General features: G+C 71.9%; 15 protein-coding genes. 12 read left to right on the forward strand and 3 right to left on the reverse strand.

The genetic code is table 11. The features are described from left to right. Window positions 1-50: 50 nt before the first annotated feature. A complete protein-coding gene (locus DEI93_RS04560; protein ID WP_111120412.1) occupies window positions 51-1,319 on the reverse strand; it encodes an ROK family transcriptional regulator in 1,269 nt (422 codons plus the stop codon). Between the two features lie 109 nt (window positions 1,320-1,428). Between DEI93_RS04560 and DEI93_RS04565 the strand changes: the two genes are divergently transcribed. The 10 genes from DEI93_RS04565 (at window position 1,429) to dapF (ending at window position 12,153) form a co-directional block, all read left to right on the forward strand. Then, entirely contained in the window at window positions 1,429-4,404 is a 2,976-nt protein-coding gene (locus DEI93_RS04565; RefSeq protein WP_111120411.1) for an FtsK/SpoIIIE family DNA translocase, read from the forward strand. 5 nt (window positions 4,405-4,409) lie between these two features. Then, entirely contained in the window at window positions 4,410-5,051 is a 642-nt protein-coding gene (pgsA, locus tag DEI93_RS04570; RefSeq protein WP_111011144.1) for a CDP-diacylglycerol--glycerol-3-phosphate 3-phosphatidyltransferase, read from the forward strand. Next, window positions 5,048-5,584, forward strand: coding sequence for a CinA family protein (locus DEI93_RS04575; protein WP_258368718.1), 537 nt, complete (start codon window positions 5,048-5,050; stop codon window positions 5,582-5,584). Before pgsA ends, DEI93_RS04575 begins: the two co-directional genes overlap by 4 nt. A 152-nt stretch (window positions 5,585-5,736) precedes the next feature. Further along, the gene (locus DEI93_RS04580; RefSeq protein ID WP_111011116.1) at window positions 5,737-6,048 is read left to right on the forward strand and encodes a helix-turn-helix domain-containing protein; all 312 of its coding nucleotides are present in this window, start codon (window positions 5,737-5,739) and stop codon (window positions 6,046-6,048) included. 144 nt (window positions 6,049-6,192) lie between these two features. Further along, window positions 6,193-6,417 (forward strand): DUF3046 domain-containing protein, encoded by a 225-nt coding sequence (locus DEI93_RS04585; RefSeq protein WP_111011117.1) that lies wholly within the window; start codon window positions 6,193-6,195, stop codon window positions 6,415-6,417. Between the two features lie 253 nt (window positions 6,418-6,670). After that, window positions 6,671-7,741: a recombinase RecA gene (gene recA / locus DEI93_RS04590; protein WP_111014006.1), complete on the forward strand. Its 1,071-nt coding sequence runs from the start codon at window positions 6,671-6,673 to the stop codon at window positions 7,739-7,741. A gap of 17 nt (window positions 7,742-7,758) precedes the next feature. Then, on the forward strand, window positions 7,759-8,607 hold the full coding sequence (locus tag DEI93_RS04595) for a regulatory protein RecX (protein WP_111120410.1): 849 nt from the start codon (window positions 7,759-7,761) through the stop codon (window positions 8,605-8,607). Window positions 8,608-8,663: 56 nt separating this feature from the next. Further along, window positions 8,664-10,187 carry a tRNA (N6-isopentenyl adenosine(37)-C2)-methylthiotransferase MiaB gene (gene miaB, locus DEI93_RS04600; RefSeq protein ID WP_111120409.1) on the forward strand — a complete coding sequence of 508 codons (1,524 nt, stop codon included), beginning with the start codon at window positions 8,664-8,666 and terminating at the stop codon, window positions 10,185-10,187. A gap of 104 nt (window positions 10,188-10,291) precedes the next feature. After that, the gene (gene miaA, locus DEI93_RS04605; protein ID WP_111011121.1) at window positions 10,292-11,266 is read left to right on the forward strand and encodes a tRNA (adenosine(37)-N6)-dimethylallyltransferase MiaA; all 975 of its coding nucleotides are present in this window, start codon (window positions 10,292-10,294) and stop codon (window positions 11,264-11,266) included. Then, on the forward strand, window positions 11,263-12,153 hold the full coding sequence (dapF, locus tag DEI93_RS04610) for a diaminopimelate epimerase (RefSeq protein WP_111120408.1): 891 nt from the start codon (window positions 11,263-11,265) through the stop codon (window positions 12,151-12,153). Before miaA ends, dapF begins: the two co-directional genes overlap by 4 nt. Before the next feature lie 29 nt (window positions 12,154-12,182). On the opposite strand, the gene DEI93_RS04615 is transcribed toward dapF, so the two are convergent. Further along, window positions 12,183-12,794, reverse strand: a complete 612-nt coding sequence (locus DEI93_RS04615) for a class I SAM-dependent methyltransferase (protein WP_111011123.1) — start codon at window positions 12,792-12,794, stop codon at window positions 12,183-12,185. A gap of 59 nt (window positions 12,795-12,853) precedes the next feature. Here DEI93_RS04615 and hflX point away from each other — a divergent pair, with 59 nt between their 5' ends. Beyond that, complete coding sequence (gene hflX / locus DEI93_RS04620; protein ID WP_181435419.1) at window positions 12,854-14,401, forward strand: GTPase HflX; 1,548 nt, start codon at window positions 12,854-12,856, stop codon at window positions 14,399-14,401. A 90-nt stretch (window positions 14,402-14,491) separates the two neighbouring features. Here the strand turns inward: hflX and lexA are convergent, their stop codons facing one another. Continuing rightward, window positions 14,492-15,145 (reverse strand): transcriptional repressor LexA, encoded by a 654-nt coding sequence (gene lexA / locus DEI93_RS04625; RefSeq protein WP_111011124.1) that lies wholly within the window; start codon window positions 15,143-15,145, stop codon window positions 14,492-14,494. A 255-nt stretch (window positions 15,146-15,400) separates the two neighbouring features. Here lexA and DEI93_RS04630 point away from each other — a divergent pair, with 255 nt between their 5' ends. Then, the gene (locus DEI93_RS04630; RefSeq protein ID WP_258368719.1) at window positions 15,401-15,754 is read left to right on the forward strand and encodes a LysM peptidoglycan-binding domain-containing protein; all 354 of its coding nucleotides are present in this window, start codon (window positions 15,401-15,403) and stop codon (window positions 15,752-15,754) included. Window positions 15,755-15,772: the final 18 nt, after the last annotated feature.

Below are 15,772 nucleotides of genomic sequence, written 5' to 3' on the forward strand. Positions count from 1 at the left end.
GCCGGAGTCGCGGAGTCGCGGGGTCCGCCGGGGCCGCCGGGGCCGCCGGGTCAGCCGCGACCGGCGCGGGTCCGCGTCAGCCGGGCGTGGAGCACGGCGGCGGCAGCGCCGAGCGCGGCGGCGTCCCGGCCGACGGCGCTCATCGCCACGTGCACGGGATGCGTCCCCCGCATCACCGCGTGCGCGTGGAGCTCGCGCTGCACCGCCCGCAGGTAGCGCACGCCGGCGGTGGCGAACCCCGGGCCCGCGAGGTAGACCTCGTCGAGGTCGAGCAGGTTGACGAGGTTCAGGATCGCCCGCGCCAGGTACTCGGCGGACTCCTCGACGAGGGCGAGCGCGCCGGTGTCGCCCTGTACGGCCGCGGCCGCGACGCGTGCGAAGGTCGCGCGGACGTCGGCCGTCACCGCCCGGGCGTCGTCGCCGTCCGTGGTGGTGTCGATGCCGAGCCGCGCAACGAGGGCCGCGTCGGTGCGGGCTCGTGCGACGACGGCGGCGGGCGCGGCGAGGACCTCGAGGCAGCCGCGGGACCCACACCAGCAGGGCGGCCCGTCCCACCGCAGGGACATGTGCCCGATCTCCCCGGCGTTCGACGACGCGCCCCGGTGGACGTCGCCACCGACGAGCAGCCCGCACCCGATGCCCGTCGCCATGTAGACGGTGGCGAAGTCGCGCGTGGAGGGCACGCGGCCCGACCAGAACTCGCCGAGGGCGGCGCAGTTCGCGTCGTTGTCGACCGTGACCGGCAGGTCGGTCGCCGCGGTGAGCGCGTGCCCGAGCGCGAAGTCGTCCCACTCGCTCCACGAGTCGGTGGACCGGAGCACCCGACCGGGCAGGTCGAGCCGTCCCTCGCCGGCGACGCCGATCCCGATCACGGTGTCGCGGTCGATCCCGTGGTCGGCGAGCATGACGGCGACGTCCCGGGCGACACGGGCCACGACGGCCTCGGGTGACTCGGTCCCGGTCCCCGCGACGCTCCGTGCGTCGATCGGGCGACCGCTGAGGTCGACGAGGACGTACACGTCCTGCGCGGTGTCCAGGGCGACCCCGACCGCGTAGCCGGCGGTGCTGTTCAGCTCGAGCAGGACGGCGCGTTTGCCGCCGGTCGACTCCGCGTACCCGACCTCGGACACGAGGCCGTCGTCGAGCAGGGTCCGGACGATCTTCGAGATCGTCGCGTTCGTCAGTCCGGACCGCTCCGCGAGCTCCGTGCGGCTGATGGTGCCACTCGAGCGGATGAGGTCCACGATCGCGCTCCGGGTCTCGGCGACCGAGGCGCCCTTGAGGCGACGGATCGGTGCGTCGGGGCGGACCGTGACCATCGTGTCGTCCTCCTCGTCGCTCCTGGCCCCACGGTACCGGGTGCGGGGGCGCGGCCCGTCACGGCGGGCCTCCCGCCGGACGTCCCCGGCTCGGGTTAGGGTTCCGCTCATGGCCGGGAGCACCAAGTCGTCGTCGCGCGCGTCCTCGGGGTCCCGTGCGTCCTCGGGGTCGCGGGCGTCCTCGCCCGCGCGCGGGTCCGGCGGCACGGGGGCCCGCGGCACCACCTCCCGGACCCAGGCGACCACCCGGAAGCTCCCGCAACCGGTCGAGGTCGTCGGGCCGAACCCCCTCGTGACCGCCTGGACGGGTGCAGCGCACGGTGTCGGCGCGGTGTTCCGGCTGCTCGGCAAGGAGTCGCTCGAGCACGACGAACGACGCGACGGCTTCCCGTTCCTGCTGTTCCTGCTCGCGATCGCCGGTGCCGTGGTCGAGTGGCTCAACCCCGCCAACCCGGTCGCGGTGGCCCTGGACGCCTACACGTTCGGTGGTCTGTTCGGTCGGCTCGCGGTCGCGTTGCCGGTCATCATGATCGTGTTCGCCGGGTGGTTGTTCCGGCATCCCGCGTCCGTGCACGACAACACCCGCATCGGCATCGGCCTGGGGTTGCTCGTCATCGGCATCTCCTCCGTCTGTCACATCTACGGCGGTCAGCCCCCGGCGTCCGACGGCATGCCCGTGCTCGCACAGGCGGGCGGGATCATCGGCTGGGTGGTGATCGGCTGGATCGTCGCGGCCGCGACCGCGTGGATCGCCACCCCCGTGGCCGTCGCGCTCATCGCGCTCTCGCTGTTCATCATCACGAAGACGCCGCCGAACCACGTCGGTCGACGCGTGCACGAGCTCTACGCGTACCTGTTCGGCACGCCGGGGCCGGCTCCGATCGACGCGGACGCACCCGCGCCCGTGGCACCGCGCCGTGGCCGGAACACCTCGGCGTCGTCGTCGTTCGACCCGTTCGAGGACCTCGACGGCGGCGGCAGCGGCGACGGCTCGGGCGAGGGCGAGCCCGGGGCGCTCCCGTGGTGGCGGCGCAACAAGACCGGGCGCGAGGAGGATCCCGCCTACGACACCCCCGTGCTCCCGCACGCCGAGACGTCCGACGCCGCGGCCGCCACCGGCCGCGGCGCCGCGGCTGCGCCGGTCGCCCCGGGTCCGGTCGGGGTCGCGGGAGCGGTGGGCTCGGGCGCCGCGGCGGGCCTCGTCGACCTGACGCCGGCCGAACCCGTGTCGGTCAACCTCAACGACTCGCTCGAACAGGACGTCGCCGAGGACCTCGACCGCGCCGAGGAGGCCCTCCGTGCGTTCGACGCGCAGGCGCCGGGCCGCGTGCGCCACGACGAGGCCCAGGCCGCGACCGAGGTCATCCGTCCCGCCGTGGCCGAGCCCGTCACGGACGTGCTGCCCCTCGACGAGGACGAGCAGGACGGCCTGCCCGACACGACCGCCGACGATGCTCCGGCCACGCCCTACCGCCTGCCCGCCGCCTCGACGCTGAGCCCGGGCACCCCCGCGACGGCGCACAGCACCGCGAACGACGAGATGGTCGCGGCGATCACCGGCGTCCTCACCGAGTTCAAGGTCGACGCCAAGGTCACGGGGTTCTCGCGCGGCCCGACGGTCACCCGGTACGAGATCGAACTCGGCCCGGGGGTCAAGGTCGAGCGCGTCACGGCGTTGAGCAAGAACCTGTCGTACGCGGTCGCCTCGAACGAGGTCCGCATCCTCTCGCCGATCCCCGGCAAGAGCGCGATCGGCGTCGAGATCCCGAACTCGGACCGCGAGATCGTCTCGCTCGGCGACGTGCTGCGGTCGAACGCAGCCACGAAGTCGAAGCACCCGATGACCATCGGCGTCGGCAAGGACGTCGAGGGCGGCTTCGTCGTGGCGAACCTCGCGAAGATGCCGCACCTCCTGGTCGCCGGCTCCACGGGGTCCGGCAAGTCGAGCTTCGTCAACTCGATGATCACGTCGCTCCTCATGCGCGCGAAGCCGAGCGAGGTCCGCATGGTCCTCGTCGACCCGAAGCGCGTCGAGCTCTCGATCTACGCCGGTGTCCCGCACCTCATCACCCCCATCATCACGAACCCGAAGAAGGCGGCCGAGGCGCTGCAGTGGGTCGTGAAGGAGATGGACATGCGGTACGACGACCTCGCGTCGTTCGGGTTCCGGCACGTCGACGACTTCAACCGTGCCGTGTCGAACGACGAGATCGTCCTGCCCGCCGGCAGCGAGCGGAAGCTCAAGCCGTACCCGTACCTCCTCGTCGTGGTGGACGAGCTCGCGGACCTCATGCTCGTCGCGCCGCGCGACGTCGAGGACTCGATCGTCCGCATCACGCAGCTCGCCCGGGCGGCCGGAATCCACCTCGTCCTCGCGACGCAGCGTCCCTCGGTGGACGTCGTCACGGGGCTCATCAAGGCGAACGTGCCGTCGCGGCTCGCGTTCGCGGTGACGAGCGTGACGGACTCCCGGGTCATCCTCGACCAGCCGGGAGCCGACAAGCTCATCGGCCAGGGCGACGGACTGTTCCTGCCGATGGGGTCGTCGAAGGCCGTCCGCGTGCAGGGCGCCTGGGTGCAGGAGAGCGAGATCGCCGAGGTCGTCGCGCACGTCACCCGCCAGGCCCGCCCGGAGTACCGCCAGGACGTCCAGGCGGTCGTCGAGCGCAAGGAGATCGACGCCGACATCGGTGACGACCTCGAGCTTCTCCTCGCGGCCGTGGAGCAGGTCGTCTCGACGCAGTTCGGGTCGACCTCGATGCTCCAGCGGAAGCTCCGCGTGGGCTTCGCCAAGGCGGGGCGGCTCATGGACCTCATGGAGTCACGCGAGATCGTCGGGCCGAGCGAGGGCTCGAAGGCCCGCGACGTCCTCATCACGGTCGAGCAGCTTCCCGAGACCCTCGCGCGACTCCGGGGTGAGGAGCCCCCCGCGCCGGCCGCCCCGGTCACCCCGACGCGCGAGGGCGCGGAGGGCGACGCCGGGTACCGCGGGTCCGACGACCCGGTCGCCGACATGACCCGTGGGTACGATGAGGTCGAGAGCGATCCGGACGAGGACGCCTGGAGCCTGACCGGCAGGGAGTGATCACCATGAGCGCCTCCGGTGAGTCCACCGCGACGCAGAAGCGGTTCCCGTGGCGGGGGCGGGTGATCCGATCGGGATCGGGGCCGGCGTCGACCGCGAACGTCGCCAACGTCATCACCGTCATCCGGATCCTGATGGCGCCGGTGTTCTTCGTCTTCCTGCTGCTCGACGCGGGGCAGGACGGCCCCCTCCGGATCTGGGCAGCCGTGCTGTTCGTCGTCGCGATCGTCACCGACAGCGCCGACGGCATCATCGCCCGCCGGCAGAACCTCGTCACCGACTTCGGCAAGCTCGTCGACCCGATCGCCGACAAGGTGCTCATCGGCGGTGCCCTCGTCTCGCTCTCGGTGCTCGGGGAACTGCCCTGGTACGTCACCGTCCTCATCATGGTGCGCGAGATCGGCATCACGGTCTTCCGCTTCGCGGTGCTGAGCGACCGGGTCATCCCCGCGAGCCGCGGCGGCAAGGTCAAGACGGTCCTGCAGGCCGTCGCGATCACCCTGGCCCTCATCCCCTTCTGGAACGTCTTCGGCGGTTGGGTGCACGTCGTCGACGCCGTCCTCATGGTGTTGGCGTTCCTCGCGACGATCCTGAGCGGTCTCGACTACCTGTGGCAGGCCTGGCGGCACGGCCGGGAGGCGCGGTGACGGTCACCGACGCACCCGACGCTGTCGTGCCTCCCGGCTCGCTGGCGGTCGCGATCGTGCGCGCACTCGCGGCGCGCGGCGAGACACTCGCCGTCGCGGAGTCGCTCACCGGCGGTCTCGTCGTGGCGGAGCTCGTCGCCGTCCCGGGTGCGAGCGCGGTCGTGCGCGGCGGTGTGGTCGCCTACGCGACGCCGTTGAAGCACCGGCTGCTCGGCGTCGACGCGGCGCTGCTGGCGACTCGGGGGGCGGTCGATCCGGAGGTCGCGCGGCAGATGGCGACCGGGGTGCGTGCGGCGACGGCGGTCGACGGCCTCGCGGCGACCTGGGGCATCAGCACGACGGGCGTCGCCGGACCGGAACCGCAGGACGGCAAGCCGGTCGGCACGGTGTTCGTCGGGATCGCGCGGGCCGGTGTCGCCGAGGCGTCCGAACTCCGGCTGGATGGTGACCGTGCGGCAATCCGCGCGGGGGCCGTCTCCGAACTCCTCACACGCTTGCACCAGGCGGTCACGGCGAGCACGTCCGGGGAATAGGGCGCGTTTCCATCCGGTTACAAGTGGTGCATTCACAAGCACCACCCAGAGCCCCCTGGTTAGCATGCACGAACCGGCGGCGATAGTGTTGCTGTCCCGTTCTCGGTCACCGGGATCGAGCGGGATCGGGATGACAGGAAGGAGGAGTTCTCATGGTTCTCGTTCGTCAGGAAATCGGCGATGTCCTGCGGGACTTCCGCTTGCAGAAGGGCCGGACCCTCCGTCAGGTCGCCAGCAAGGCCAGTGTCGCGCTCGGATACCTGAGCGAGGTGGAGCGCGGTCAGAAGGAAGCCAGCTCCGAGATCCTCGCTTCGGTCGCCGACGCGCTCGACACGCCCATCTCGGTCATCATGCGCGAAGTCGGTGACCGCCTCGCGGTCGTCGAGGGCATCACCTCCCCGGTTCCGGACATGCTGCCGGACGACCTCGTCGCCGAGTTCGACAACGACCTCGCGGTGCGCTGAGCGCAGTCCGCGTCGGAACGCCCCGGTCCTGCTGGACCGGGGCGTTCCGCGTTCCGCGGGCGCGGCGATCAGGGCCAGCGGCGGCGGCCTCGACGAGTGCGTCCGGCCCCGCCTCGTGTCCGGGGTCCTCGCTACCATGGGGCCGTGCGCGTGAGTGAGTTCTGGCAGGCGGTCGAGGACGAGTTCGGTCCGGCCTACGGTCAGGTGGTCACGCGCGACGTCGTCCTCGGGGCGGTGGGCGGACGGTCGGCGGCCGACGCGCTCGCGGCGGGGGTGCCGGCCCGCGACGTCTGGGAGGCCCTGTGCGACGCGCAGGACGTGCCCGTCGGACGGCGGCACGGCAAGGGCCTCCGCGCTCCGCGCGACTGACGCCCACTCGAACACGTCTTCGGCGTGTTGCTCGAACGCGTGTTCGACCCGGTGCTACCGTCCTGCACAGATGCTCGTGGCGACGTACCGTCCACAGCGGTCTGCTCTCGGCGTGGTGATGTCGGTGGCCGGTCGTAGGTTCGGTCCATCGGATGAGCATCCGAGCCTTGTCGGTGAACCGAGGACCCTGCCCCACCGGTCCTCGCGAAGGCGACAGCCTACAGGCGCCGTACACGAGCAGAAGGAGCGCATCATGCCCTCACCCGCAGACCGCGAGAAGGCCCTCGAGACCGCACTCGCCCAGATCGACCGACAGTTCGGCAAGGGCACGGTGATGCGCCTCGGGAGTGACGAACGCGCCCCCGTCGCCACCATCCCCACCGGATCCGTGGCGCTCGACGTCGCTCTCGGCATCGGCGGCCTCCCGCGTGGTCGCATCATCGAGATCTACGGTCCGGAGTCCTCCGGCAAGACGACCCTGACGCTGCACGCCATCGCGAACGCGCAGCGCAACGGCGGCATCGCGGCCTTCATCGACGCGGAGCACGCCCTCGACCCCGAGTACGCGAAGAAGCTCGGCGTCGACATCGACGCACTCCTCGTCTCCCAGCCCGACACGGGTGAGCAGGCGCTCGAGATCGCGGACATGCTCGTCCGTTCGGGCTCGATCGACCTGGTCGTGGTCGACTCCGTGGCCGCGCTCGTGCCCCGCGCCGAGATCGAGGGCGAGATGGGCGACTCGCACGTCGGCCTCCAGGCCCGCCTCATGTCGCAGGCACTCCGGAAGCTGGCCGGTGGGCTCAACCAGACGCAGACCACGATGATCTTCATCAACCAGCTGCGCGAGAAGATCGGCGTGTTCTTCGGCAGCCCGGAGACCACCGCTGGCGGTAAGGCGCTCAAGTTCTACGCCTCGGTCCGGCTGGACATCCGCCGCATCGAGACCCTGAAGGACGGCACCGAGGCCGTGGGCAACCGCACCCGGGTCAAGGTCGTCAAGAACAAGATGGCGCCGCCCTTCAAGCAGGCCGAGTTCGACATCCTCTACGGCGTGGGGATCTCGCGCGAGGGCTCGTTGCTCGACTTCGGTGTGGAGCACGGCATCGTCAAGAAGTCGGGCGCCTGGTACACGTACGAGGGCGACCAGCTCGGCCAGGGCAAGGAGAACTCGCGCAACTTCCTCATCCAGAACGGCGACATCGCCGCCGAGATCGAACGCAAGATCCTCGCGAAGCTCGGTGTCGGTGCTGCCGCTGCCACCGCTGACGCCCCGGCGCCGGTCGAGTCTCTCGAGAAGAAACTCGCCGCCAAGAAGGGCGCGTGAGCTCCCGAGACAGCTCCATGCCTGACGACGGCCTCGCACCGGTCACCGACATCTTCGGTGCGCGGTCGTCGGCACGGGCGACGTCGTCCCGGCGCGCACCGGCGGAAGGCGGAGCACCGTTTGCCGAGCCCGGCGCACACGGCGCGAGCATGGGCGGCCCGGACGGGGATGACGCGATCCCGGTCGGTCTCGTCCGCGACGAGACCGACGTCGACCGCCCGGACGCCTCCGACGCGTGGCTCCCTCCGGTGACGGGTTCCACCGTCGGGTCCGTCGAGACCGTCGGGCCCGCCGCCCCGGTGCGCCGACTGCGGGCTGCCGACCGGGACGATGACGCCGAGCACGAGACGGTCGAGTCAGCACCCACGCAGGACGAGTTGCTCGCCGAGGCAGAGCGGATCAGCATCCGGGCGCTCAGCCGCCGTGGCACGAGCACGTCCGAGCTGCGGACCGCCCTCCTCGGGCGCGAACTCCCCGAGGACATCGTCGAGCACGAGATCGCTCGACTCGTCCGGGTCGGTCTCCTCGACGACGTGCGGCTCGCTGCCGACCTCGTCGACCGTCTGCACGACCGCAAGGGCCTGGGGCGACAAGGCGTGGTGGCGGAGCTCCGGCGGCGGGGCGTCGACCAGGCGGCGATCGACGCGGCCCTGGCGGACCAGGACGACGACGCGGCGGAGTCCGAGCGTGCGATCGAGTTGGCGCGCAAGCGTGCCGGACAGATGCGGGGGCTCGACCACGAGACCGCGGAGCGCCGGCTCTCGGGGTTCCTCATGCGCAAGGGCTACGGCGGATCGGTCGTGCGGACCGCCGTCCGGATCGCACTCGACGGCGGCGGCCGACGGGGTGGCGTGCGCTTCGAGTAGGCGGGCCGGGCCTGCCGGTCTGGGCGACGGTGACGCCGCCGTACACTGACAGCACCATGGCGACCACCACCCCAGCGCGCCCCCGCACCTACGAGGTCCGGACCTACGGGTGCCAGATGAACGTGCACGACTCGGAGCGTCTCAGCGGGTCACTCGAGGCGGCCGGATACGTGCCGGCTGTGGACGAGCAGGCCGACGTCGTCGTGATCAACACCTGCGCGGTCCGCGAGAACGCGGACAACCGCCTGTACGGCAACCTCGGCCACCTGGCCGGGGTCAAGCGTGAGCACGAGGGGCTGCAGATCGCCGTCGGTGGGTGCCTGGCGCAGAAGGACAAGAACGTCATCCTCGAGAAGGCCCCGTGGGTCGACGTCGTGTTCGGCACCCACAACATGGGCTCGCTGCCCGCGATGCTCGAGCGCGCACGCCACAACGGCGAGGCGCAGGTCGAGATCCTCGAGGCGCTCGAGGTGTTCCCGTCGACGCTGCCCACCAAGCGGGACTCCACGCACAGCGGGTGGGTGTCGATCTCCGTCGGCTGCAACAACACGTGCACGTTCTGCATCGTCCCGTCGCTCCGGGGCAAGGAGAAGGACCGCCGACCGGGCGACGTCCTGGCCGAGATCCAGGCGCTCGTGGACGACGGCGCGATCGAGGTCACGCTGCTCGGCCAGAACGTCAACTCGTACGGCGTCGAGTTCGGCGACCGCCAGGCGTTCAGCAAACTCCTCCGCGCTGCCGGTTCGATCGAGGGGCTCGAGCGGGTCCGGTTCACCAGCCCGCACCCCGCCGCGTTCACCGACGACGTCATCGACGCCATGGCCGAGACGCCGAACGTGATGCCGCAGCTCCACATGCCGCTGCAGTCCGGCTCGGACCGCATCCTCCGGGCGATGCGGCGGAGCTACCGCAGCGACCGCTTCCTCGGGATCCTCGACCGGGTCCGCGCCCGCATCCCGCACGCGGCGATCTCGACGGACATCATCGTCGGTTTCCCCGGCGAGACCGAGGCCGACTTCCAGGACACGCTCCGGGTCGTCGAGCGTGCACGGTTCGCGTCGGCGTTCACGTTCCAGTACTCCATCCGCCCGGGGACGCCCGCGGCGACGATGGAGCAACAGGTGCCGAAGGAGGTCGTGCAGGACCGCTACGACCGACTCGTGGCGCTGCAGGACCGGATCGTCGCCGAGGAGAACGCACGGCAGGTCGGCCGAACGGTCGAGGTCCTCGTCGCGACGGGCGAGGGGCGGAAGGACGACGCGACCCACCGACTGAGCGGGCGGGCCGAGGACGCCCGTCTCGTGCACTTCGGTGTACCCGCCGGCTCGGAGGTCCCCCGCCCGGGCGACGTCGTGACGGTCGAGATCACGCGCGGCGCACCCCGGTACCTCATCGCCGACACGGACGCGCCGCTGCGCGTCCGCCGCACCCGCGCGGGCGACGCGTGGGACCGCGCGCAGGCCGCCTCGTGTGGCGTGCCGGTCCCGGCCGACGCCGGTGCCGCGGACGCTGCGGTCGGGCCCCGGCCGGTGTCGCTCGGGCTGCCGACGCTGCGGGTCGGCGCGCCTTCCGGCCGCTGACGGTGCTCGAGACGCCTGCATCGTCGGGGGCATCGGCATCGGCATCGGCGTCGGCATCGGCGTCGGCGTCGGCGTCGTCGGAGGCGCGGGCCAGCGATCCGGGCGTGGAGGGCCCGGACGTCATCGCGATCGTGGGTGCCACGGGCACCGGCAAGTCGGACCTGGCGCTCGGCATCGCCGAAGCACTCCGCCGAGACGGTCTCCCGGCCGAGATCGTGAACGCCGACGCGATGCAGTTGTACCGCGGGATGGACATCGGGACGGCCAAGGTCCCGATCGCCGCCCGACGCGGTGTGCCGCATCGACTGCTCGACGTGCTCGACGTGACCGACGAGGCGAGCGTCGCGGCGTACCAGCGTGACGCCCGGGCGGCGATCGACGCCGTGGTCGGGGCGGGCGCGCCGGTCGTGCTCGTCGGCGGGAGCGGCCTGTACGTGTCGAGCGTGCTCCACGACCTGTCCTTCCCCGCCACGGATCCGGAACTCCGCGCGGCGCTCGAGCGCGAGGCGGACGAGCACGGGGCGGCCGCACTGCTCGAACGACTGCGTGCCCTCGACCCTGCGGCGGCGGCAGCGGTCGACCCGCGGAACACCCGGCGTCTGGTGCGCGCCGTCGAGGTCGCGACGAACCGGGATCCGGTGCGCCCGCGCCTCCCGTCCGCACCGCGGCCGTGGCGACCGATGCGGGTGCTGCACCTGCAACGGCGGCGTGAGGTCCTCGTGCCGATGCTGCACGAGCGTGCCGCGAGGATGTTCGACGACGGCCTCGTCGACGAGGTCGCGGGGCTCGTCGACGTCGGCCTGGAGGCCGGACGGACGGCCCGCGCGGCGATCGGCTACGCGCAGGCTCTCGACGTGCTGCACGGCCGCTCGGACCTCGAGGGCGCCGTGACGTCGACCGCGGTCGCGACGCGGCAGTACGCCCGCCGACAGGTTTCCTGGTTCCGGCGGCTGCGCGAGGCGGAGTCGCTCGACGTGACCGGAGCGGGCCACGACGACCTCGAGCGGGTGGCCGTCGCCGTGGCTGCCGACCGCGGCCGCGGGGACGCGTCCGAGGCCCTCGCTAGGATCGGGGCGTGACCGAACTCCACTTCACCAAGGGCCACGGCACGGGCAACGACTTCGTGCTGTTCGCCGACCCGGACGCGACAGTGGACCTGACACCGGAGCGCATCCGTGCCATCGCCGATCGTCGCTTCGGCGTGGGCGCCGACGGCGTGATCCGCGCGGTCAGGACGGCCGCGGTGCCGGACGGCCGATCGATCGCCGCCGTCGCTCCCGAGGCCGAGTGGTTCATGGACTACCACAACGCCGACGGCAGCGTCGCCGAGATGTGCGGCAACGGCGTGCGGGTGTTCGCGCGCTACCTGACCGACGCCGGACTGGTCGACCTCGCGCCGGGCGAGACCCTGGCGATCGGGACGCGGAAGGGCGTGGTCGACCTGCAGCGGTCGACCAACGGGTTCTCGGCGGACCTCGGACGATGGGGGCTCGGCATCGCCGGTCTCGACGGCGACGAGGTCCTCGTCCGCGCCCGCAACCTCGACGGCGCGCGCCCGGGCCTCCCGATCGACGTCGGCAACCCGCACGTCGTCGTCGCCGTGGCGACGGACGACGAACTCGCGGGGCTCGACCTGACCTACGTGCCGGTCCTCGAGCCGGCACCGCCCGCGGGCGCGAACGTCGAGTTCGTCCTGCCCGGCGATCCGCTCGTGCGCGACGGCGTCGGCCACATCACGATGCGCGTCCACGAGCGCGGCAGTGGCGAGACCCTGTCGTGCGGCACGGGGGCCGTCGCGGCGGCCCTGGCGGTCCGCCACTGGGCCGGTCCGCAGGCGCCGGACACCTGGCGGGTCCGCGTGCCCGGCGGCGTCCTGACGGTCCGGATGGCCGCTGCGGAGGACGGCGAGCACGTCGCGCTGAGCGGTCCCGCCGACCTGGTGTTCGAGGGCGACCTCACCGTCTGACGGCCGGTGCCATGACGCACCCGCCGCGATCAGCGTGTCCGGTGCACCCGGATGACGCGGTACCCGCGGTCGGTCGTCGCGCGCGTGACCACGAGGTCCGTGTCGAGCGTCTCGGCCAGCCACCGCTGCAGCGAGTCGCCGCCCAGGTTCTTGGCCACCACGAGCCAGGCGTCCCCACCCGGTTCCAGGCGCGGGAGCCACGTGAGCAGGATCGAGTGGAGCTCGTCCTTGCCCACCCGGATCGGGGGGTTCGACCAGATGGTGGCGAACCGGAGGTCCTCCGGCACCGCCTCCGGCAGACGCACCGTGACGTTCCGGGCACCGGCCGTCGCCGCGTTCGCCCGAGCCAGGTCGAGCACACGCTCGTTGACGTCGACGCCCCAGACCTCGGCCTCGGGCGCCTGCAGCGCCATGGCGATGCTGAGCGGACCCCACCCGCAGCCGACGTCGAGGAGCGCCCCGGTCGCGGGCGGTGGCGGCACGCTCTGCAGCAACACCCGCGTGCCCGCGTCGAGCCGGTCCGGGCTGAAGACGCCCGCGGCGGTGGCGAGGGTGAGCGTCCGCCCGGCCAGGGTGACCGTGATGCGCCGCGGTCGGGCGTCGCTCTCCGGCTGGGCCGAGAAGTAGTGCTCGTTCGCCATGGATGAACCGTACCGGCATCTCCGTGTGTCGCCGGGTGCCCGGAGGTAGCCTGTGGACGATGACGGAGCAGGACGACATGGTCGAGGGTGTCCTCGAGGAGCAGCAGCACGACGGTGTGGTCGAGCGGGTGTTGCGGAACGCCGAGAGCAGGACGACCCCGGCGGTGTTCGCGCCGGCGCAGGCGATCCAGACCACCGACGCCGAGGTCGTGGGGTGGCAGGGCGACGGCGAACAGTACGACCGTGAGGACCGTGCCGCGCTGCGTCGCGTGTCCGGTCTGTCCACCGAGCTCGAGGACGTCACCGAGGTCGAGTACCGGCAGCTGCGGCTCGAGCGCGTCGTCCTCATCGGCGTGTACGCGCAGGGTGACGCCCAGGACGCCGAGAACTCGATCCGTGAGCTCGCTGCCCTCGCGGAGACGGCGGGTGCGGTCGTGCTCGACGGTCTGCTCCAGCGCCGCCCGCACCCGGACCCGAGCACGTACCTCGGCCGCGGCAAGGCCGAGGAACTCGCGATGGTCGTCAAGGCGACGGGCGCGGACACCGTCATCGCCGACACGGAACTCGCGCCGAGCCAACGCCGTGCGCTCGAGGACGTCGTCAAGGTGAAGGTCATCGACCGCACCGCCGTCATCCTCGACATCTTCAGCCAGCACGCCAAGAGCCGCGAGGGCAAGGCACAGGTCGAACTCGCGCAGCTCGAGTACCTGCTCCCGCGCCTCCGTGGTTGGGGTGAGTCGATGTCCCGTCAGGCGGGTGGCCAGGTCGGCAGCGCCGGCGCCGGCATGGGGTCCCGTGGTCCCGGTGAGACCAAGATCGAGCTCGATCGGCGTCGCATCCACACCCGGATGGCCCGGTTGCGTCGACAGATCGCGGGGTTCGCCCCGGCGCGCGAGGCGAAGCGCGCCGAGCGGCACCGCAACGAGGTGCCGAGCGTCGCCATCGCGGGGTACACGAACGCCGGCAAGTCGAGCCTGCTCAACCGCCTGACCTCCGCGGGCGTCCTCGTGCAGAACCAGCTCTTCGCCACCCTGGACGCGACCGTCCGTCGGACCGAGACCGGGGGCGGCCGCCCGTTCACGTTCGTCGACACGGTCGGGTTCGTCCGGAACCTGCCGCACCAGCTCGTCGAGGCCTTCCGGTCCACGCTCGAGGAGGTCGGTGAGGCCGACGTCGTGCTGCACGTGGTCGACGGCTCCCACCCCGACCCGGGCGCGCAGCTGAGCACCGTCCGCGACGTCATCGCCGATGTCGGTGCCCGGGACGTGCCCGAGGTGGTCGCGTTCAACAAGGCCGATCTCGTCGACGCCGACCAGCGTCTCGTCCTCCGCGGCCTCGTACCGGACGCCGTCTTCGTGTCCGCGCGGACCGGCGAGGGGATCCCCGAGCTGCTCGCCGCGATCGAGGCGCGTCTGCCGGAGCCCGACGTCGAGCTGACGATCGTGGTCCCGTACGACCGAGGCGACCTCGTGTCCCGGCTGCACGACGAGGGCGCGGTGGAGCAGACCGAGTACCTGGTCGACGGCACCCGCCTGGACGTCCGCGTCTTCGCGCGCCAGGTCAGCGAGCTCGCGCCGTTCGTGGTCGCGCCGGTCCACTCCGCCTGAGCGGGGCGTCGCGGCTGGGAGGCCCGAAACCGGCCCGGCGCACCACCGTGCCGTTCCGCGTCCAGCGGACGGACCCGGGTGTGCGCGACGTCACACGGAGCGCAGGACCGCCACGACGCGTCCGAGCACCGTGGCCGCGTCGCCGAGGATCGGCTCGAACGCGGTGTTCCGCGGGAGCAGCCAGGTGTGGCCGTCGCGCTGGCGGAACACCTTGACCGTCGCCTCCTCGTCGAGCATCGCGGCGACGATCTCGCCGTTCTCGGCGGTCTGCTGGCTCCGCACGACGACCCAGTCGCCGTCGCAGATCGCGGCGTCGACCATGGAGTCCCCGACCACGCGGAGCATGAACAGGTCACCGGTCCCGACCAGCTGACGGGGGAGCGGGACGATCTCGTCGACGTGCTGTTCGGCCGTGATCGGGATACCGGCGGCGATCCGGCCGACGAGGGGAACGAGCGTCGTCGCGTCGATGTCCGGGCCGTCCTCCGGTCGGGGCTCGTCCACGAGGACCTCGAGCGCGCGCGGTCGGTTCGGATCGCGGCGGATCCAGCCGCCGAGCTCGAGCTGACCGAGCTGGTGCGTGACGCTCGACAGTGAGGAGAGGCCGACCGCGTCACCGATCTCGCGCATGCTCGGCGGGTACCCGCGGTTCGCGATCGAGGAGCGGATGGCGTCGAGGATCGCCTGCTGCTTCGGGGTCAGGGGCTTCTGGGTGCGCATCTCGCGTGGTGCGTCGTCTGCCATGTGCGTCGTGCTCCCCGGTCCGGCCAGTGGTCGTCGCCCCGTCCGACGGGAATGTCGGTGGTTCCCGTCAGGCTGGCTCCAGTCGATCGAAACTGTATCCGCCAGGACCAGGCGCGCCAAACACCTGTTCGAGCGTGTCGTCGATACAAAACCCCGTTCAGCATCAGTAGGACTTGCGTGCGCTTCGGATCGAACGTATGTTCGGTACAGGTCTTCGGACCGCCGAGGCGACCCATGTACGAGGAAGGCGTCAGCATGAGCACCATCAGCAGCACATCCGCCGGTACGGTCCGTCCCCGGCTCCGGATCACTCGGCGGGGCCGGGTCGTCCTCACCACCGTCAGTGCACTCCCCGTGTTGCTCGTGGTCGCCCTCGCCGCCCTCAACGGTGGGCAGGCCGCAGCGGGGGACCACGCGGCGCACGTGCACTTCACGACGGTGACGATCCAGCCGGGCGAGTCCCTGTGGCAACTCGCGCAGGACGAAGCCCCGAACGTCGACCCGCGCGACTTCGTGCAGGACGTCGTCGACCTCAACAACCTCCCGAGCGCCGCCGTCCAGGCGGGCGAGAAGCTCGCCATTCCGACGCAGTACACGACGGGCTCCTGATCGGCCTCCCGGACGGGG

The sequence above is a fragment of the Curtobacterium sp. MCBD17_035 genome (genome assembly GCF_003234815.2).
Taxonomy (GTDB): Bacteria; Actinomycetota; Actinomycetes; order Actinomycetales; family Microbacteriaceae; genus Curtobacterium.

Coding starts and splice junctions, on each gene's coding strand:
- DEI93_RS04560 (WP_111120412.1), bottom strand. CDS start 1,319: ATGGTCACGGTCCGCCCCGACGCACCGATCCGTCGCCTCAAGGGCGCC.
- DEI93_RS04630 (WP_258368719.1), top strand. CDS start 15,401: ATGAGCACCATCAGCAGCACATCCGCCGGTACGGTCCGTCCCCGGCTC.
- lexA (WP_111011124.1), bottom strand. CDS start 15,145: ATGGCAGACGACGCACCACGCGAGATGCGCACCCAGAAGCCCCTGACC.
- DEI93_RS04565 (WP_111120411.1), top strand. CDS start 1,429: ATGGCCGGGAGCACCAAGTCGTCGTCGCGCGCGTCCTCGGGGTCCCGT.
- recA (WP_111014006.1), top strand. CDS start 6,671: ATGCCCTCACCCGCAGACCGCGAGAAGGCCCTCGAGACCGCACTCGCC.
- miaB (WP_111120409.1), top strand. CDS start 8,664: ATGGCGACCACCACCCCAGCGCGCCCCCGCACCTACGAGGTCCGGACC.
- DEI93_RS04595 (WP_111120410.1), top strand. CDS start 7,759: ATGCCTGACGACGGCCTCGCACCGGTCACCGACATCTTCGGTGCGCGG.
- DEI93_RS04580 (WP_111011116.1), top strand. CDS start 5,737: ATGGTTCTCGTTCGTCAGGAAATCGGCGATGTCCTGCGGGACTTCCGC.
- DEI93_RS04615 (WP_111011123.1), bottom strand. CDS start 12,794: ATGGCGAACGAGCACTACTTCTCGGCCCAGCCGGAGAGCGACGCCCGA.
- pgsA (WP_111011144.1), top strand. CDS start 4,410: ATGAGCGCCTCCGGTGAGTCCACCGCGACGCAGAAGCGGTTCCCGTGG.
- hflX (WP_181435419.1), top strand. CDS start 12,854: ATGACGGAGCAGGACGACATGGTCGAGGGTGTCCTCGAGGAGCAGCAG.